Origin of the sequence: Flavobacterium sp. TSSA_36 (assembly GCF_051547165.1) — a bacterium.
GTDB lineage: Bacteria > Bacteroidota > Bacteroidia > Flavobacteriales > Flavobacteriaceae > Flavobacterium.
Genome location: NZ_JBPTTP010000012.1, coordinates 15,940 through 36,121, shown reverse-complemented (window position 1 = coordinate 36,121; position 20,182 = coordinate 15,940). Strand labels below are relative to the sequence as shown.

The window sequence follows — 20,182 nt, the reverse complement described above, 5'->3', positions numbered from 1 at the left end:
TTCCCGTTGGGAGCCGTTCCCGTAATACTTCATAATTGGCCGAACTAACCAGCCCAAATTTGGACTGGTTAAAATAGCTGTATTATTTAGTTGCTGGATAGGATAACGCAAATTTGCGCTGTCCTATTAAAGATTAGTTTCATTAGTTGCTGGAAAGGATAGCCCAAATTTGGGCTGTCCTTAAAAAATATTGATAGTAACATTTTGAATAAAAAAAACACCCTTAAAAGAGTGTTTTTTTTTCAAAGTGTAGCAAATGTGTAGCAAAACCTTTGCGAAGCCTTATAAATAGGCTTTTTTTGTGACCACGGCAGGGTTCGAACCTGCAACCCTCAGAGTCGAAATCTGATATTCTATCCAGTTGAACTACGCAGTCAATAGCTATAAATTTTAAAATTCTAAACTCCAAGGAAACCGGGATTTGGAATAAAAAAATTAAGACAATAATTTTTTTACTAAGGTTGAAATCGTCTTACCATCCGCTTTTCCAGCTAATTCAGCTGAGGCCAAGCCCATTACTTTACCCATAGCAGCCATTCCTGAAGCGCCATTATCAGCAATAATTTTGGCGACCACTTCTTCAACTTCAGCTTCACTTAATTGAGCAGGTAAAAATTGTTCAATCACAGCAGCTTGCAACAATTCTGGTTCTGCTAAATCCGCTCTACCTTGTTCAGTATAGATCGCAGCACTATCTTTTCTTTGTTTTACCAAACGTTGCAACAATTTAATTTCTTCTTCTTCAGTAATTTCTTCTTTTGCTCCGCTTTCGGTTTGGGCTAAAAGTATCCCTGATTTCACAGCTCTCAAAGCTTCTAATGCTAACGTATTTTTTGCTCTCATGGCGTTTTTTATTTCGTCCATGATTCGTACTGATAAACTCATTTTTTATTTATTTTTAGTGGCCTAGTTTTTAAAATATTTAAGAAAAAACACTTTTACTTTCAAAAAAATCCTGACTCAAGCGTTGCAAATTTAGAACATTTAAATGGCAATAACAACTCAATTTTTACTCAGAATCCCCGTTATATGCCTTGATGGAACTAAATTATTCAACTAGACAAGAGCTCCTGTACAATTTTTGAAAAAGAAAAACAATGCCCATGTATGTCATTCAATAACTTAAATTATCCACTAATACTCCTGTAATTGCCTTTTAAAAATTGGAATAGATCCTAAATTTTCAGAAGAATTTAGTACTTGTATTTTTCTATTGCAGCATCAGTGCATAAGGAATGCTATCATGTGTTATTACAAAAAAAGCCTGAAAAGATCAGGCTTTTACTAACTTTCAAACACTGAATTAATCTACATTATCATGCAAATACGAATTGGTAGATCTGAATTGTAATTCGTTATTACTATCTGTACTCACGGTTATTCTTGAGTTTTGATTTGTCATTTGCGTATTAGTCAATTCTACACCGTTACGTTTATATGCAGGCTCTCTTTCCAACTCATCAATACGAGTTACATTACTATGAAACTTATAATTGAATTCTTTTAGTTTTTTTCTTCGTTCTTCTGCTCTAAAACGAAGTGTTTCCTCGATAGTCATATCTAATGGAGAAATGGCCTCTGCCATCATTTCCATGGGCTCCGAAAGCTCCACTTGCTTCATTGTGATGTTTAACTCCGCAGGTATTTCTTCTTCTAACTTCGTTACAGGTTTAGATTGCATGTAATCATTTTCAACCTCCATATATTCTTCCAAGGAATACTTTATCACTCCATTATCCGATAATTCAGTAACCGGTACAAACTGTACGGGTTGTACAACATGAATATCATTGGCTTCATGAGCCAATTCAAACACCACCTTTTCTTCACTTTTGGATTGCGATGGAATTGCAAAATTCGACTTTGAAGTTACCGGCAAATCAAATGAAAAAGCCGTTTGATTTTCCTCAGCAATTACCTTCTGATTGGGCAACTGCACCTCTTCTTTTGAAGGAAGAGAAATTGTAAAATCAAAATCTTCAATGGGAGAAACTATTTCAAAAGTGACATCTAAATTTTTAATAAATTCAGACATAACCATTAATTCATCATTATTAATAATTGGAGAAGTAATTTCAGCAACTACTGGTTTTTCTTGTTCAATTTCCTCTTCTAATTCAAAGACTACCCTCTCATTTGTATTTTCGGAAATTGTCTCGTTTAGATTAAAAGCTGCTACTGGGGAAGCAATTAAATTATGAACACTTCTTTGTTCTTCTTCAAGCGTATGAATAATTTTCTTTGGCTCCGTATTTACAATCTCATTTTGTTGTTCTACATCAAAACCTGTTGCAATGATTGTTACAGAAATTGCATCTCCTAACAATTCATCTTCTCCAACTCCCATGATAATATTAGCATTGTGACCTGCTTCATTTTGGATATGATCATTAATTTCACCAATTTCATCAATTGTAATTTCATTAGCTCCTGAAACAATAAGTAACAAAACGTTTTTAGCGCCAGTAATTTTATTATCATTTAACAATGGAGAATCTAACGCAGATACTATTGCTTCCTTGGCTCTATTTTCTCCGGAAGCATTAGCCGACCCCATTATAGCAGTACCGCTATTATACAATACCGTTTTAGCATCACGCAAATCGATGTTTTGGGTATAGTGATGAGTAATCACTTCAGCAATCCCTCTAGAGGCCGTAGCTAAAACCTCGTCCGCTTTTGAAAATCCGGCTTTAAACCCTAAATTACCATAAACTTCTCTTAGTTTATTATTGTTGATTACGATCAAAGAGTCTACCTGCCTACGTAACTTTTCAATACCGATTATGGCTTGTTCTTGACGTACTTTTCCTTCGAATAAAAAAGGTAAAGTTACGATGCCCACTGTTAAGATATCTCTTTCTTTAGCCAGTTGCGCAATAACAGGAGCTGCACCTGTCCCGGTTCCTCCACCCATACCTGCAGTAATAAATACCATTTTGGTATTACTATCGAGCATTTTTTCAATATCCCCAATACTTTCTATCGCAGATTGATGTCCTACATCTGGGTTGGCACCCGCACCAAGTCCCTCGGTTAAATTAACACCCAATTGAATTTTATTGGGCACAGGACTGTTTTGTAAAGCTTGCGAATCAGTGTTGCAGACAATAAAATCTACACCGTTAATTCCTTGCTTAAACATGTGGTTAATAGCATTACTACCACCTCCACCTACACCAATAACTTTTATTACATTTGATTGGTTCTTTGGTAAATCAAATGAAATGCTTCCAAATTCTGAGTTGCTTATCATCTTATTGGGATTTTGATATTCTTATTTATATTTCTCACTCTTTTGCTTGGGGCAAAAAGGGCGTTTTTATTTACTTTTAATTATTCAGCGTTTTCTAAAAATTCTTTGATTTTATCGACATATTTATCCAAAAAAGATCTACGAATTTTAGTTTCAGTTGATTCACTATTTGAAACATGTTTTTCTTGTTTTGGTTTCAAATCAACTGAAGTTTCTTTCTCAACCACAGGAGCTGAAACTACTTCTATTATAGGGTCATGATATGTTGGAACCTTATCAACCACAATATTCTTCTCAATTTTTACGGCACTTTGCGATTTTTTCTCAATACTATTCATCACTAAACCTACTGCAGTTGCATACAAAGGGCTAGAGATCTCTTCGTCAGAATTTCCTGCCAAGTGCTCATTAGGATACCCAATTCTGGTATCGACTCCGGTAATGTACTCCACTAATTGTTTGATATGTTTCAACTGCGCACCACCTCCTGTTAATACAATTCCTGCAATCAATTTTTTCCTTGGATCCTCATGTCCATATAATTTAATTTCTGCAAAAACTTGCTCTATTATTTCAACGACACGAGCATTAATAATCTTGGAAAGATTTTTTAAAGAAATCTCTTTAGGTTCTCTGCCACGGATTCCAGGAATAGAAACAATTTCATTGTCTTTATTTTCTCCTGGCCAAGCGGAGCCAAATTTAACTTTCAATAATTCAGCTTGTTTTTCAACAATAGAGCATCCTTCTTTAATATCATCAGTAATAACATTTCCACCGAAAGGGATTACAGCAGTGTGCCGGATAATTCCATCTTTAAATATAGCTAAATCCGTAGTTCCTCCTCCTATATCAATTAAAGCAACGCCGGCCTCTTTTTCTTCTTGACTTAAAACTGCATCCGACGAGGCTAAAGGCTCTAGCGTAAGCCCCGAAAGCTCTATACCAGAACTTTGAATACATCTGCCCACGTTTCGTATGGAAGAAGCTTGTCCCACTACTATGTGAAAACTACTTTCTAATCTACCACCATACATACCTACAGGCTCTTTGATATCCGACTGACCATCAATTTTAAATTCTTGAGGCAGTACATGAATTATTTCTTCCCCTGGAAGCATTGCCAATTTATGAACTTGACTAATTAACATGTCAATATCGCAATCCCCAATAACCTCCTCAGGATTGTTTCTGCTGATGTAATCACTGTGTTGTATACCACGAATGTGTTGTCCTGCAATACCAACAACTACATCTTTAATTTTATATCCTGAATTAATTTCGGCTTCAAGAATAGCTTGTTGAATAGACTGAATCGTTTGGGTAATGTTATTTACAACACCACGAGCCACACCAAGGCTTTTGGATTTACCTACTCCCAAAATTTCCAACTTTCCATATTCATTTCGTTTGCCAATCATGGCAACTATCTTGGTTGTTCCAATATCTAGACCTACCGCAATATTCTCTTTTTCCATTTTCTATTATTTAGTACACACTACTTGTTTCGTAAATCGAAGATCAATTTTTTTGTATTTTGCTATTGAACTGTCCAACGCTACTTTTTGAAAAAAAGCCTTATAATTTTTAAATTTTTGCTCAACATTTATCAGTTGTCCAAAATCAATTTTAAAATTATAATTTCTATTGAGCAGCACCACACTGTTGTTTGGCATAATTTGAATGCCAATGATGTTCTTTTTCAAAAAAACATCATCATAAATTAGACGAAATAGTTGTACTAAATCTTCTCTGTTTTTACTAGTAATCTCGCCTGAAACAAGAATAACTCTTGCAGCATAATTAGATGACATTGGCATTTCACTACCGTTATAATCAATATAAAAAGAGCTTCCATCCTCATTTATTCTAGCTATGGGAGTCTTTTGTTTTACTACTGCTTTAAGTACACCATCAACACTTACAAACACTTGTGATTTTTCAATCATCGGGTGTGCATCAATGGTTTTCTCGAGTTTATTCAAATCTAAGGCATCTCTATCAATAGTTTTAACATCTAATTTATTTTCTATCAACATTTTATTAACCACTTTTTGTTGAACAAATAATGCATTTTTTCCAACAAAAACAACTTCTGCCTTGGTTACCTTTCTATTTCTATTGCGTTTTCCTGTAAATGAATACAAGAAAACAATTGCCACAAGCATGAATGACAAACGAATCCAAGACCAATTAATTCGTTTCATCTAGTGCTTTTTTAATTGTTGGCACCATTTCTCCTAAATCGCCTGCTCCAATGGTAACTACTACGGATGCATTTGACTCCTGAATTGCAGCAATCAACTGCTCTTTCTCGATTCTTTTTTTATCCTGCAACGTCATTTTATCCAGCAACCATTGCGAAGTAATTCCCTCCATTGGAAGCTCTCGTGCGGGATAAATCTCCAATAATAAAACAGCATCAAATTGCGAAAGACTTTTTGCGAAATCATCGGCAAAATCTTTAGTCCTACTAAACAGATGAGGCTGAAAGACCGCTACTATTTTTTGGCCCGGATACAACTCTCTTACTGCTTGGTGTACGGAATTTATTTCCGTTGGATGATGTGCATAATCATCTATGTAAACAAAACCAGGTTTCTTAATTTGATACGAAAAACGTCTTCTAATTCCCCTGAATGTTGCTAAACCTTGCGCTATAGCTTCATTGGAAATCCCATAGGTCTTCGCCATAGACAAAGCCATCAAAGCATTCATTAAATTATGTCTCCCTGGTAATCCAAATCGGAGACTTGAAATAAGCTCCGTGGGGGTTTGCACATCAAAAACATAACTAGCTTCTTCGATTCTAACGTTGATTGCTTTAAATTCTGCTTCTTCGTTAATCGCACAAACGACACCTTCTAACTCCAATTCATTTGTAATAAACAATTTAGACTTATCCGACACTTTGTCTGCAAATTCTCTAAACGAATCCTCAATTGCCTCACTAGTGCCATAAATGTCTAGATGATCTGCATCCATTGAGGTAACGCAGGCAATATCGGGGTGCAAATGTAGAAAAGATCTATCAAATTCATCTGCTTCAACTACAGTAATTGTTTTACCAGACCCAATTAAATTTGAATTATAATTCTCCACAATACCGCCGATAAAGGCTGTTACATCAGCCCCACTTTTATATAAAATATGACCTAAAATACTGGAGGTAGTTGTTTTACCATGCGTTCCAGCCACAGCAAAAGTAAAAGTATCTTTAGTAATTATACCCAAAACCTCGGCTCGTTTTTTTACAATAAATTTATTTTCTAAAAAATAATTCCACTCCAAATGTGCCTTTGGAACAGCGGGAGTTACTATAATCAATGTATTTTCTTGCTTAAAATTGTTTGGAATCAAAGCAATGTCATCTTCAAAATGAATCTCAATTCCATTTGCAATAAGTTCATTGGTTAATATAGACGGAGTTTTATCATACCCTGAGACTTCTTTTCCTATATTTTTGAAATAGCGCGCTAAAGCACTCATGCCAATGCCTCCTATTCCTATAAAATAAACATTCTTTATCTGAGTCAAGTTCATATTTAATTTTTTAAAAAAATTACAAAAAAATACTATTTTTTCAGCATTTTTTCAATCTCATCTACAATTTTACTCGTTGCCATAGGCATGGCTAGTTTCTTTATGTTCTCGCCTAAAAGCTGTTGCTTTCCGACATCTTTCAGAAGAGCTTCAATTACGATGCTAAATTCGGTATCTAAAGCTGCTTCTTTAATCATAATAGCACCTTTTCTGTCAACTATGGCTTGTGCATTTTTGGTTTGATGATCTTCAGCCACATTGGGAGAAGGAATAAAAATCACAGGTTTCCCTACAATACACAACTCAGAAACGGATGAAGCACCTGCTCTAGAGATTACAAGATCAGCAGCAGCGTATACTAAATCCATTCGTTCAATGAAAGCTACTACTTGTACTTGCCTAGCATTATATTTTGAATACTCTTCAATGTATAATTTTCCACATTGCCAGATCAATTGAACATTTTGAGCTAAAAGATGTTTCAAATCCTTTTCTATCAATTGATTGATCCGTCTCGCCCCTAAACTTCCGCCTAGTATGAGAATAGTTTTTTTAGTAGGATCTAGCTTAAAATAACTAACCGCTTCTTCTCTTTTAGACACCACATCAATTAAATCTTGACGGACTGGATTTCCCGTTAACAATAGTTTTTCTTTTGAAAAAAAACGCTCTAAATTTTCATAAGCCACACAAATTCTGGTTGCTTTCTGACTTAATAATTTATTGGTAATACCGGGATAGGAATTTTGCTCTTGTATTAACGTTGGAATATTGAAACGATTGGCCATATTTAGCAACGGACCGCTTGCAAAACCACCTGTACCGATCACAACATCTGGCTTAAAATTCTTCAAAATCGTTCTAGAATCCCATAAACTTTTTACCAATTTAAAAGGAAACATAGCGTTCTGTAGAGTCAATTTTCTTTGTAAGCCTGCTATCCAAAGCCCTTTTATAGCATAACCCGCCTGAGGCACTTTTTGCATTTCCATTTTATCTTTGGCTCCAACAAAAAGAAAATCCGCATCAGGAAAACGCTTCTTTAACTCATTTGCAATAGCTACTGCAGGATAAATATGTCCTCCTGTACCACCACCACTCAATATGAATTTATATTTTGACATTTTAAAAAAAATTTAGAAAAACAAATTATTTTATTACTTTACTAAACTTAGCTAAGTACTGCTTTCATGGGATTAGACTGATCTTCTATAGAAAATTCCTCGGTTCCAACATTTTGTGAATCTGAAGCAATCTGCGCGTCAATTAATTGTTGAAGTGCTTCTTCACGGATTTCTTTTTCCTTCAATTCTTGAGCAATTTCCTCCTCTTTTTTGGTCACACTCAATATAACTCCAAGGGAAAAACAAGTCATCCAAATTGAACTTCCCCCACTACTTATTAAAGGCAATGTTTGCCCCGTAACGGGAAGTAATTCAACCGCCACAGCCATATTAATCATTGCTTGAAAAATCATCGGAAAGCCAAGAGCAATAACAATTAATTTACCGAACAAAGTAGTGGCTTTGTGGGAGGCAATAACAAACCGAAACATCAATAAAAGATATAATCCCAAAACCGTTAAACCACCTATCAATCCCCACTCTTCTACAATAATGGCAAAGATAAAATCAGAGGAGGATTGAGGTAGAAAATTTTTCTGAACGCTTTTGCCGGGACCTAACCCATACAAACCACCTGTAGCAATGGCAGTTTTAGCTTTTTCTATTTGGTAATTATCTTCGTCGTCTTTATTAGACATAAATCTTTCAATACGACTCTCCCAAGTGCCCACCCGACTAAAAAATTTAGAATCAGGAAAAGCCTTTGCAATAAGTACAAAAAAAGCCAACATGATTACCCCTGATCCGATAATTAAACCAATATACTTTACTGGATATTTACCAATAAAAACCAACATCAAAACCATTGAAAAAATCAAAGCTGCAGTGGAAAAATTGGATGGCAAGATAAACATCAGAGTCAAGAAAACGGGTAACCATAATTCAAGTAAAGAAGATTTAAAATCTACCGGAGTTTCTCTTTTTTTGGACAAATAACGTGCAACAAAAACAAAAAGAACTATAGCCGCCAATGTGGAAGGCTGAAAGGTAATTTTAATAAATGGAATCTGAATCCAACGACTAGCATTAGCACCAGCAATCACCGTCCCCTTTATCAAAGCATAAGCTAACAAAACCCAAACCACTGGCAACAACCCTTTTGAAATGGCTCTAAAATACAAATAAGGAATATTGTGAATCCAATAAATAATCACAAAGCCAATACCTATATGCCCTAAATGCTTTAGTAAATAGCCCAAGGTATTCCCTTTTCCTAAACCAATATAAGCCAAATTACTGCTGGCACTAAAAACAGGCATAAACGAAAACAACGCCAATAAAGCCACGAATGACCATATTACCCTATCCCCTTTTAATTTGTTTACTAGCTCCTTCATTGTATTGTATTGTATTATTTTATATTCAATAAAAAAGTTTTATTATAAATTAAAGACCGCTTGCTTAAATTGACGCCCACGATCTTCATAATTTTCAAACAAATCAAAGCTAGCGCATGCTGGTGACAACAAAACAACATCTCCTTTTTCTGTGAAACTCTGCGCTAGTCTTACGGCTTGATTCATGGAATTTACCTCGATTACATCATCAACTACATTTCCGAAAGTGGCAATGATTTTAGAATTATCAATACCCAAACAAATAATGGCCTTTACTTTTTCTCTAACCAAGGACATCAACTCGTTGTAGTCATTTCCTTTATCAACTCCACCTACAATCCAAACGGTTGGCGCATTCATACTATCTAATGCAAAATAAGTTGCGTTAACATTCGTGGCTTTAGAATCATTAATGTATTGCACATTTTGAATTTTTAATACTTTTTCCAATCGATGCTCTACCCCTTGAAAATCAGATAAACTTTCACGAATTGTGGCATTACGAATCTGCATTAACTTCGCTACTGAAGTTGCCGCCATCGCATTTTTCATGTTATGCTTCCCTTCTAAGGCGATGTATTCCGTTTCCATTGAAAATTCTTCTTGATTGATTCTAACTTCCATATTTTTATCTTTTAAAAATGCGCCTGATTCCAATGTTTTTGTTATAGAAAAAGGGATTAATTGTGCTTTAATTTTATTATTTTTTAACCATTCTTGGGTAGCTTCATCTTCTGCGTCATAAATCAAATAATCCGAAGAAGTTTGATTCATTGTAATCCTAAATTTTGAGGCAATATAATTTTCGTACTTATATTCATATCTATCCAAATGATCTGGACTAATATTGGTTAAAATAGCGATATGAGGCTTGTAATTAACAATTCCATCCAACTGAAAACTACTGAGCTCTAAAACATACACATCGTATTCACTTTCTGCCACTTGCCACGCGAAACTTTTACCGATATTCCCACCTAAACCTACATTAAGTCCTGCTTGTTTTAACAAATGATACGTAAGCATCGTGGTGGTAGTTTTACCATTACTTCCGGTGATTCCAATGGTTATTGCATTGGTAAAAGGGGCTGCAAATTCAATTTCAGAAATTACCGAAACTTCTTTTTCAACCAATTTCTTAACAATTGGTGCTTTATCGGGAATACCCGGGCTTTTCATTACTACCGTAGCAGTGAGAATCAATGCTTCCGTATGTTGCTCCTCCTCCCAAGGAATCTGATAATTATTAAGAACGTCTTTATATTTTTGATTTATTTTTCCAAAATCTGAAACAAAAACATCATAGCCTTTTTTCTTGCCTAAAATAGCGGTACCCACACCACTCTCACCACCTCCCAAAACTACGAGTCTCATATTATCTTAATTTTAAAGTTACAATTGATAAAATGGCTAGCATTATGGCCACAATCCAAAAACGGGTTACAATTTTACTTTCATGATATCCTTTCTTTTGATAATGATGATGAAGAGGTGACATCAAGAAAATTCGTCTTCCCTCCCCAAAACGTTTTTTGGTATATTTAAAATAGGATACTTGTAAAACCACAGAAAAATTTTCAACAAGAAAAATTCCACATAGCAAAGGAATCAACATCTCTTTTCTAACAGCAATGGCCAAAACTGCAATAATCCCTCCAATTGTTAAACTTCCGGTATCACCCATAAAGACAGAGGCTGGATAGGAGTTGTACCACAAAAATCCAATTAAAGCTCCCACGAAAGCAAAAATGAAGACGGTCATCTCACCAGAATGGGGGATATACATAATATTTAAGTAGTTAGAAAAAATAATATTCCCAGAAACGAAGGTAAAAATTCCGAGCGCAAAAACAGAAACTGCCGAAGTTCCCGCTGCTAATCCATCGATTCCATCCGTAAGATTAGCGCCATTAGAAACCGCCGTAATAATAAAAATAACAATTGGGATAAACACCAACCAAGCCCATTTTTCATAGCCTTCGCCGGTCCAAGCTAATAATTCAGCATAATCAAATTCGTTGTTTTTAAAAAAAGGGATCGTGGTCGCTGTAGATTTTTCTTCAATGGGAGCCGGAAGAATCACCGCCTCAGTAGTCCCCTGTGCAACGGTTTTAAAAACATCTACCCTAGAAGTATCAGTTCTTACAGTAACCGCAGGGCTAAAATAAAGTACTGAACCTACAATTAATCCTAAACCAACCTGCCCAACAACCTTAAAAATTCCTTTTAAACCTTGTTTATCTTTTTTAAAAATTTTAATATAATCATCAATAAACCCAATTGTTCCCATCCATAAGGTTGTAACAATCAATAAAATGATGTAAATATTATGTAATCTAGCAAATAATAACACAGGTAATAAGGTGGCAAAAATGATGATTAATCCCCCCATCGTTGGTGTTCCTGCTTTTTCATTTTGTCCGGCTAAGCCCAATTCGCGAACTGTTTCACCCACTTGTTGTTTTCTAAGAAAACCAATAATTCTTTTCCCATAAATGGTAGACAACAACAAAGACAATAGAAAAGCTAATGCGGATCTGAAAGAGATATACTGAAACACTCCGGTCCCAGGAATATCCATCGACTTGTTTAAATATTCAAATAAGTAGTAAAGCATAGTTTCTTATTTATTAAGTTGTTCTAATGTTTCTTTTACAATCTTCATATCGTCAAAATCATGACGAACTCCTTTTATTTCTTGATAGGTTTCGTGTCCTTTTCCTGCAATTAGGATAATATCATTAGGTTGTGCCAATTGACAAGCTGTTTTTATCGCTTGTTGCCTATCTGTAATCACCAAAATCTTTTTATAATTATGAGCAGCAACACCAGCTTCCATTTCAGTTAGGATGGTTTGCGGATCTTCATCTCTAGGATTATCAGAAGTAAGGATAGTTTTATCACTTTTTTCAGCAGCGATACCTCCCATAATTGGACGTTTGGCTTTGTCACGATTTCCGCCACACCCTACTACAGTAATTAATTGCTCGTTTTTAGTACGAACGTCATTAATGGTATTCAAAACATTCTCTAAGGCATCTGGTGTATGCGCATAATCAACGATTGCGGTTATTTTTTGCGCAGAAACGATAAACTGAAATCTTCCTGAAACACTTTCTAATTCCGACAACAATCGCAATGCTTCTAGACTTTCCATTCCCAACTCTACTGCAGTACCATAAATTGCAAGTAAATTATAGGCATTAAAAGTTCCGATAAGTTTTACCCAAACCTCATTGTCATTAATTTTCAAAAGCAAACCTGACAATTGATTTTCAAGAATCAAGGCTTTGTAATCAGCATACGTTTTCAAGGCATAGCTTCTTTTTAATGCTTGCGTATTTTGAAGCATAACAGCCCCATTTTTGTCATCAATATTAGTCAATACGAAAGCGGTTTTAGGTAAAAAATCAAAAAAAGATTTTTTTACATCGCGATACTCAGCAAATGTTGGATGGTAATCCAAATGATCATGAGATAAATTAGTAAATACTCCACCAACAAAATGAAGCGCTTCGGTTCTTTTTTGATGAATACCATGCGAACTCACTTCCATAAAACAGTAGGTTACACCTGCAAGACTCATCTCATTCAAATAATAATTGATTGTTAACGAATCTGGTGTAGTATGTGTCGCTTTATACTCTTTATCATCAACAAGAATTTTAACAGTTGAAATTAACCCAACCTTATGCCCTGCTTTTTTAAACATTTGATACAGTAAAGAGGCAATCGTTGTCTTTCCATTAGTACCCGTAATACCAACAAGTTGTAGTTTTAGAGAAGGATTTTCATAAAAATTTGCTGCCATACAAGCTAAGGCTGCATTAGTATCTTTAACTTGAACATACGTTACGCCACTCCTCATTTCTTCAGGCAACTCATCACAAACAACTGCAACAGCACCTTGCTCAATAGCTCTCGCTATAAAATCATGACCATCAGAAACGACCCCTCTGATCGCTACAAAAATATCATTGAGTTCAATTTTTCTTGAATCAAAATGAATTCGATTAATAGCAATATCTGTGGTTCCGTTGATGGCATCAATTGCCACTTTATATAAAATATCTTTTAATGTTTTCATGATAATTCTAATACTATAGTTGCGTTTTTAGCTAAACTTTCACCTGCTGTTAGCGACTGTTTTTTAACTTTTCCCATTCCTACTACTCTCACTCGTAACCCTAAATTTTCAAGCAAAGCAACGGCATCCATACCCGGCATCCCCTTTACATTAGGGATTGATTTAAATTTCTTTTGAGCTTTCACAAAATAAGAATCATAATTTCCTTCTTGTTTTTGAATTTTTCGATTCAAATTTTTAATCTCATTTGTGGTTGGAGAATCTGTAAATATTTTTTGAGCGATGCGCTTAAAAACAGGTCCTGCCACATCTGCTCCATAATAATTGTTCTTAGCTGTATTCGGTCTATGTACTACCACAATACAAGAATATTTTGGTTGATCCGCAGGAAAATAGCCCACAAAAGAAGAGGAGTAGTATTTTTCTGCACCTCCCGCTTTTGCATAATTTACCTGAGCTGTACCAGTTTTTCCTGCCATAGAAAAATCTTTTGAATACAATTTAGCTCCCGTTCCTTTTTTTACTACATTTTCTAAAACGGCCTTCACTTTGTCAATAGTCTCTTGAGAACATATTTTAGGATTTAAAACAATTTTATCAAATTTCTTAATTGAAGTATTCCATTCCTTAATTTCGGAGACAAATAATGGTTTTACCATTTCACCATTATTCGCCACTGCATTATAGAAAGTCAGTGTTTGCAAAGGAGTCACTGAAACATTGTATCCAAAAGCCATCCAAGGTAAAGTTACTCTTGACCAATTTTTATCGGAAGGCTGAGGAATGTAAGGTCTTCCTTCTCCGTTAAAACCTAACCCTAACTTTTTATTTAGTCCATAGGAATTAATGTGATTCACAAATTGAGTTGGATTGGATTTGTAATTTTCATACACCGCTTGTACCATGACCGTATTAGAGGAAAGCTCAAATCCTCTAGCCAATGAAATTTTTCCGTAGCCCCCTTTTTTGGAATCCCTAACGGATCTCCCAAAATATTTCACTTCACCTCCCTTACTATCAAAAACGGAGCTAGTATCTGCTAATTTATCTTCTAATAATGCCATCAAATCGACCAATTTGAATGTTGAACCTGGCTCATGTGATTCACGAATAGCATAATTCAATCGCTCTGAATACATCCCTGTTTCCTCATTTCTACCTAAATTAGAAATAGCTTTTATATAACCAGTTTTGGTCTCCATGACCACTACACATCCATGATCTGCCTGATACTCCTCTAGTTGTTTCAACAAGGCATGATGGGCTATATCCTGAATATAAACATCTATCGTCGAAATCACATCATAACCATCCTGAGGTTCGACTTGATTTACATCACTGATGGGCTTCCACTGCCCTTTGGCGATTTTTTGCTTCAAAATGCGACCATCCTTACCATTAAGATACTTACTATAAGCTCCTTCAACTCCAACAGGATTAATGTGTCCATAGACGTCACGACCTATATACCCTATCGTTCTTTCTGCAATTTTCCCAATTGGGTGTTCTCGAACCGTTTCTTGTTCCACTATAATCCCACCTTTGTAGGGTCCTAATTGGAACAATGGAAATTTTTTCAAAGCTACATAATCAGTGTAACTCAACCCCTTTGCTATTAATAAATAACGGCTTTTATTGGCTCTGGCAATTCGCAATTCTTTCTCTAAAGCATCGGAGGATTTATGCAAAAGCTTGCCAAGAGAATCGGCTAATTGTTTTACATTTTTTTCAAAATCGTCTGTTTTTGGTGCTATGGCATCAAAACGAATTTCATAATTGGGAATTGAGGTGGCTAACAAACTCCCGTCTGCAGAATAAATATTTCCTTTATTGGCGGGGATCACAAAGTTCCTAACCGTTCTTTCTTTCGCTAATTTTCTATAATAATCTCCCTCAACCCACTGAATATTAGTTAACTTCACAGCAATTGCCGCAGCCATTAAAAAAATGAAAAAAGCCACGAGATAAACACGATAGGATATGTTTTTATCATCTACTGCCATAATTTTTCGAATATATTCTGCTCTTTTTCTTTATTAACTCTGATTTTTACTGGAGGCACTGTTGATGGAAAAATTTGTTTCACTTCCATTTTTTGAGAAACAGTAGACTCCATTTTTAATTTCATCAAAGCAGATCGTTTGTCTACAAATTCTGATCGAAGTTCTTTTACTTCATTATTTAGTTCGTTAATCTCAAACACTTTTTGTTCAAAACGTTGGGTATTGGCAATCATTAAAATCACTAGTAGTACTAAAAAAACAATAAAACGCCAGTTTTTTATGGCATCGTCATGAATCAAATATTTCGCTTTTAGTATGGCGTAAATTTCTTGTTTCATAATGATTCTATTTTTTTTCTGCTATTCTTAACTTGGCACTACGAGCTCTGTTATTAATTTTAATTTCTTCTGCTGTGGGGACTATCAATTTTCCAATCAATTTAAATGGAACAGTAAAATTTCCATAAAAATCTCGTTCGGGTTCCCCTTCAAACATACCGTTTTTAATAAATCTTTTCACTAATCTGTCCTCAAGAGAATGATAGGAAATAACGCTTAATCGTCCTTCTGGATTTAGAATCTCAAGAGATTGTTCTAAAAATTCTTTCAAAACATCCATCTCTTGATTGACCTCAATTCGGATAGCTTGATATATTTGAGCTAGCACTTTGTTTTTAATTCTCTCGGGCAAATATTTTCCTAATATTTCTTTTAAAGCTTCAGTAGTTTGAATTGGACTATGCTCTCTCGCTTCGATTATGGTTCTAGACAAGGCTGGTGCATTTTTTAATTCGCCATATTCCCAAAATACTCTTTTTAGGTTAGCATCATCATATTCATTCACTACTCTAAAAGCACTCAACTCATTTTTTTGACTCATCCTCATGTCTAATTCTGCATCAAATCGTGTAGAAAAACCTCGTTCCGCCACATCAAATTGATGTGAAGAAACCCCTAAATCTGCCAAAATACCATCGACTCCTTTTATGCCATAAAAGCGTAAGAAACGCTTAAGAAATCTGAAGTTTTCATTTATTAAAGTAAAACGATCATCCGATAAGGCATTAGCCAAAGCATCTTCATCTTGATCAAAAGCAAACAATTTACCTTCAGGACCTAATCTTTTCAAAATTTCAGCAGAATGTCCACCTCCCCCAAAAGTAACATCTACATATACTCCATCAGGTTTGATGTTCAAACCGTCAACTGTTTCTTTTAGCAATACAGGATTATGATATTCCATTGTCATTATTATTTAAATTCCCCATTACCTCTTCTGCTAATTCCGCAAAATCCAGATCTTCACCACTTATTGATTTTTCATACAACTCTTTGTCCCAAATTTCAACAATAGTGACTGCCGATGAAAAAACAACATCTTTGGCAATACTTGCAAAACCAACTAAATCCTTAGGAATCAACATTCTTCCCAAAGCATCAATTTCAACCACTTTTACTCCGGCTGTAAATCGACGAATAAAGTCATTGTTTTTTTTAACAAAACGATTCAATCCATTCACCTTTTGCATCATCACATTCCATTCCGCCATTGGATACAATTCTAAACAAGGTTGAAACACGGAGCGCTTCAAAACAAAACCGTCTTGCAGAGAGGCAGCCAATTGCTTTTTTAAAGGCGAAGGTAACATTACCCGTCCTTTAGCATCAACTTTACACTCATATGTACCAATGATTGCGTCCACAAAATTTACTTTGAATTGTATTTAGCAAAAATATATAAATTTTTACCACAAATTACCACTTTATACCACTTTGTTGATAAGTTTACCCACCATAACCACAAAATCGTTACTTCACAATAGCTCAGCGTGTTATCGAATAAAAAAATATTTGTAGGAAAGTTAACATCTGCAAAAAGAATCTCAAACAATCCTACTTTAGCAATCAAATTTTAACCTAGGTTAAAGCAACACCCAAATTAGATTTCGCATCAAAAAGAAGCAACACCGATTAATTTTAATTTATTTACTCTATATTTGTCAAAATTGAAAAAAGAGTTTTAAATTAAATGGAAAAATACTACAAAATAGAAGGAAAATATAGCTATTATGAAGCTGGTGAAGGAATACCAATTATAATCCTACACGGACTTATGGGTGGCTTGAGTAACTTTGATGCGGTAGCAAGGTATTTTTCTGATAAAGGATACAAAATCATTATCCCTGACTTACCATTATATACTCAAAACATATTAAAAACAAACGTAAAGAGCTTTGCGATTTATGTAAAAAACTTCATTAATTTCAAAGGACTTGATCGTGTGATCCTTTTAGGCAATTCCTTAGGCGGACATATTGCTTTGTATCATACAAAAATGTACCCAGAAAAAGTATCCGGACTTGTCATCACAGGTAGTTCTGGACTTTACGAAAGTGCCATGGGCGATAGTTATCCTAAACGTGGAGATTATGAGTATATCAAAAAAAAGGCTGAGGATGTATTTTACGACCCAAAAATAGCTACACCAGAGTTGATAGACGAGGTATTTGCTACGGTAAATGACCGAATAAAACTTATCAAAACCCTCACCATTGCCAAAAGTGCCATCCGTCATAACATGGCTAAGGATTTACCAAAAATGCACGTACAAACTTGTATTATTTGGGGTAAAAATGATAAAGTAACCCCCCCAGAAGTCGCCGAAGAATTCCACAAATTATTACCAAATTCAAGTCTTAATTGGATCGATAAATGTGGACATGCTGCGATGATGGAACACCCTGAAGAGTTCAATAGAATTTTGGAAGATTGGTTAACTCATACCCACTTAGCAACACATTAATATTATTTCTTGTAAATGAAAATCAATACTGCAGAGTTTATTATAAGCAATTCAGACGTAAGCAAATGTCCTAAAGACTTCTTGCCCGAATACGCCTTTATTGGTCGATCTAACGTTGGTAAATCATCGTTAATCAACATGATTACAAATCATAAAAAACTAGCAAAAACCTCTGCAAGGCCAGGAAAAACACAACTGATCAATCACTTTTTGATTAACAATAATTGGTTTTTAGTTGACTTACCTGGTTATGGCTACGCCAAAGTATCCAAAAAAACAAAATCTATCTTTCAAGAATTCATCACTGATTATTTTGAAAAAAGAGAACAATTAGTATGTGCTTTTGTATTGATAGACATTCGTCATGAAGCCCAAACTATAGACATCGAGTTTATGTCATATATGGGAGAAAGCGAAATACCATTTTGTATTATTTTTACTAAAGCTGACAAAATAAGTAAAGTAAAAGTGAATGCCCATGTAGCCGCTTATAAGAAGAAAATGATGGCAAATAATTGGGCCGAAATGCCTCATTTTTTTGTAACATCGTCCACAGAAGGGACAGGAAAAGAAGAATTATTACACTACATTGATGAAGTCAATCAGGAGGTATTTAAAAACAACTCTGAATTCTAAACGAAATATACTGTAATTTTAATGCCATAAAAAAACGCAACTCTTTGAGCTGCGTTTTTTTTATAAATAATCCAAGGTTTTCTCTAAGGCCATCCCTCTAGAGCCTTTAATTAACAGGGTAGCTTCCCGTATAGGATGCGATTTTATAAAACTAGAAAAAGTCTCAAAAGTGGGAAAGAATTCAAAATTATCTTTAGCTTTATCATTATTAGCATAAAAAGCATGGCCTACAAAATAACAAGTAACACTATTTACTGTTTCAAGTCGCTCCACTATCAATTGATGCTCGAATGCGCTATCTGAACCTAATTCGAACATATCTCCTAGAATGAGCACTTTATTCAGCTTTTCTAACTGAAGAAAATTATCTATAGCCACAGCCATACTACTAGGATTCGCGTTATAAGCATCTAAAACGATGGCATTATTTCCCTTAACCATCATTTGAGAACGATTATTTTCCGGTATATAGTTTTCTAATGCTTCTTTAATCAATGGAACGGGTACATTGAAGTAAGTTCCAATGGTCAAAGCGGCATTAATATTATTAGCATTATACAATCCAATCATATGTGTAGCAATAGATATATCTTTGTATTGAATCACCACAAAAGGATTGGCCTGAATTTGACTAATTACAACGTCAGCCTCCTTTTTATTTACTCCAAAGCTATATGAAGTAAGGTTTTTTGACTTTTCAACTTGAATAGGGTCTTCAAGATTGATAAAAGCCACTTTATGAGCTGTTATTAAATACGAATACATTTCACTCTTCCCTTCAATCACTCCTTGAACACCACCAAAACCCTCAAGATGTGCTTTTCCAAAATTAGTAATATAGCCATAATCCGGTGTAGCAATAGTACTGAGAAACTCAATTTCTTTTTTATGATTGGCCCCCATTTCTACTACTCCAATTTCAGTTTCTTTAGTAAATGACAACAAAGTTAAGGGAACACCAATGTGATTATTTAAATTACCTACTGTTGCTTTAGTATTGTATTTTTTTGATAATACGGCATGAATCAATTCTTTAGTAGTTGTCTTACCATTGCTCCCAGTAAGCGCAATAATCGGAAGATTAAGATACTTTCTATGGAATTGAGCCAGTTCTTGTAATGCCCGTAAACTATCCTCTACTACAATAGTTCGCTCATCTATATAAAATGAAGCATCGTCAATGATTACATATTTAGCTCCCTTTTGCAAGGCTTCAAAAGCAAAAGTATTCGCATCAAATTTTTCTCCTTTAATGGCTATAAATAAAGAATTTTGAGAAATTTTGCGCGTATCGATTGAAACCGAATCGCATTGTAAAAATAAAGTATGAATGTTAGCTATATTCATTTGAAAAATAATTAAAACAATAAAGCCCTAGTGAAAGGGCTTTATAT

The 20,182-nt window shown here is 34.9% G+C and carries 17 protein-coding genes and 1 tRNA gene; 2 read left to right on the top strand and 16 right to left on the bottom strand.

All coding sequences use genetic code 11. From position 1 onward, the window contains the following. Nucleotides 1-302 precede the first annotated feature (302 nt). From ACSVH7_RS14955 to ACSVH7_RS14885, 15 genes are all read right to left on the bottom strand, one after another. Nucleotides 303-376, bottom strand: a tRNA-Arg gene (locus tag ACSVH7_RS14955). A 59-nt stretch (nt 377-435) separates the two neighbouring features. Then, nucleotides 436-885 carry a GatB/YqeY domain-containing protein gene (locus ACSVH7_RS14950; protein WP_438067491.1) on the bottom strand — a complete coding sequence of 150 codons (450 nt, stop codon included), beginning with the start codon at nt 883-885 and terminating at the stop codon, nt 436-438. A 418-nt stretch (nt 886-1,303) separates the two neighbouring features. Continuing rightward, on the bottom strand, nt 1,304-3,256 hold the full coding sequence (gene ftsZ / locus ACSVH7_RS14945; protein ID WP_438067490.1) for a cell division protein FtsZ: 1,953 nt from the start codon (nt 3,254-3,256) through the stop codon (nt 1,304-1,306). An 80-nt stretch (nt 3,257-3,336) separates the two neighbouring features. Next, nucleotides 3,337-4,734 (bottom strand): cell division protein FtsA, encoded by a 1,398-nt coding sequence (ftsA, locus tag ACSVH7_RS14940; protein WP_438067489.1) that lies wholly within the window; start codon nt 4,732-4,734, stop codon nt 3,337-3,339. A gap of 6 nt (nt 4,735-4,740) precedes the next feature. After that, entirely contained in the window at nt 4,741-5,463 is a 723-nt protein-coding gene (locus tag ACSVH7_RS14935; RefSeq protein ID WP_438067488.1) for a cell division protein FtsQ/DivIB, read from the bottom strand. Continuing rightward, complete coding sequence (gene murC, locus ACSVH7_RS14930; protein WP_438067487.1) at nt 5,450-6,799, bottom strand: UDP-N-acetylmuramate--L-alanine ligase; 1,350 nt, start codon at nt 6,797-6,799, stop codon at nt 5,450-5,452. Before murC ends, ACSVH7_RS14935 begins: the two co-directional genes overlap by 14 nt. Nucleotides 6,800-6,831: 32 nt before the next feature. Further along, nucleotides 6,832-7,923 carry an undecaprenyldiphospho-muramoylpentapeptide beta-N-acetylglucosaminyltransferase gene (gene murG, locus ACSVH7_RS14925; protein ID WP_438067486.1) on the bottom strand — a complete coding sequence of 364 codons (1,092 nt, stop codon included), beginning with the start codon at nt 7,921-7,923 and terminating at the stop codon, nt 6,832-6,834. A 47-nt stretch (nt 7,924-7,970) separates the two neighbouring features. Next, nucleotides 7,971-9,260 (bottom strand): FtsW/RodA/SpoVE family cell cycle protein, encoded by a 1,290-nt coding sequence (locus tag ACSVH7_RS14920; protein WP_438067485.1) that lies wholly within the window; start codon nt 9,258-9,260, stop codon nt 7,971-7,973. A 42-nt stretch (nt 9,261-9,302) separates the two neighbouring features. Continuing rightward, nucleotides 9,303-10,634, bottom strand: coding sequence for a UDP-N-acetylmuramoyl-L-alanine--D-glutamate ligase (gene murD, locus ACSVH7_RS14915; RefSeq protein WP_438067484.1), 1,332 nt, complete (start codon nt 10,632-10,634; stop codon nt 9,303-9,305). A 1-nt stretch (nt 10,635) separates the two neighbouring features. Continuing rightward, on the bottom strand, nt 10,636-11,877 hold the full coding sequence (gene mraY, locus ACSVH7_RS14910; RefSeq protein ID WP_438067483.1) for a phospho-N-acetylmuramoyl-pentapeptide-transferase: 1,242 nt from the start codon (nt 11,875-11,877) through the stop codon (nt 10,636-10,638). A gap of 6 nt (nt 11,878-11,883) precedes the next feature. Next, nucleotides 11,884-13,347, bottom strand: a complete 1,464-nt coding sequence (locus ACSVH7_RS14905) for a UDP-N-acetylmuramoyl-L-alanyl-D-glutamate--2,6-diaminopimelate ligase (RefSeq protein ID WP_438067482.1) — start codon at nt 13,345-13,347, stop codon at nt 11,884-11,886. After that, complete coding sequence (locus tag ACSVH7_RS14900) at nt 13,344-15,350, bottom strand: penicillin-binding protein (RefSeq protein ID WP_438067481.1); 2,007 nt, start codon at nt 15,348-15,350, stop codon at nt 13,344-13,346. The genes ACSVH7_RS14905 and ACSVH7_RS14900 overlap by 4 nt, the downstream gene beginning before the upstream one ends. Then, entirely contained in the window at nt 15,341-15,688 is a 348-nt protein-coding gene (locus ACSVH7_RS14895) for an FtsL-like putative cell division protein (RefSeq protein WP_438067480.1), read from the bottom strand. The genes ACSVH7_RS14900 and ACSVH7_RS14895 overlap by 10 nt, the downstream gene beginning before the upstream one ends. A gap of 7 nt (nt 15,689-15,695) precedes the next feature. After that, the gene (gene rsmH / locus ACSVH7_RS14890) at nt 15,696-16,598 is read right to left on the bottom strand and encodes a 16S rRNA (cytosine(1402)-N(4))-methyltransferase RsmH (protein ID WP_438067479.1); all 903 of its coding nucleotides are present in this window, start codon (nt 16,596-16,598) and stop codon (nt 15,696-15,698) included. Continuing rightward, nucleotides 16,579-17,052 (bottom strand): division/cell wall cluster transcriptional repressor MraZ, encoded by a 474-nt coding sequence (locus ACSVH7_RS14885; protein WP_438067478.1) that lies wholly within the window; start codon nt 17,050-17,052, stop codon nt 16,579-16,581. The genes rsmH and ACSVH7_RS14885 overlap by 20 nt, the downstream gene beginning before the upstream one ends. A 326-nt stretch (nt 17,053-17,378) precedes the next feature. On the opposite strand from ACSVH7_RS14885, the gene ACSVH7_RS14880 reads away from it, so the two are divergent. Together ACSVH7_RS14880 and yihA are read left to right on the top strand one after the other, a co-directional pair. Further along, nucleotides 17,379-18,152: an alpha/beta fold hydrolase gene (locus tag ACSVH7_RS14880; protein ID WP_438067477.1), complete on the top strand. Its 774-nt coding sequence runs from the start codon at nt 17,379-17,381 to the stop codon at nt 18,150-18,152. A 15-nt stretch (nt 18,153-18,167) separates the two neighbouring features. Next, nucleotides 18,168-18,788, top strand: coding sequence for a ribosome biogenesis GTP-binding protein YihA/YsxC (yihA, locus tag ACSVH7_RS14875; protein WP_438067476.1), 621 nt, complete (start codon nt 18,168-18,170; stop codon nt 18,786-18,788). Between the two features lie 60 nt (nt 18,789-18,848). Here yihA and ACSVH7_RS14870 read toward each other — a convergent pair whose 3' ends face one another. After that, complete coding sequence (locus tag ACSVH7_RS14870) at nt 18,849-20,135, bottom strand: UDP-N-acetylmuramoyl-tripeptide--D-alanyl-D-alanine ligase (protein ID WP_438067475.1); 1,287 nt, start codon at nt 20,133-20,135, stop codon at nt 18,849-18,851. Nucleotides 20,136-20,182: the final 47 nt, after the last annotated feature.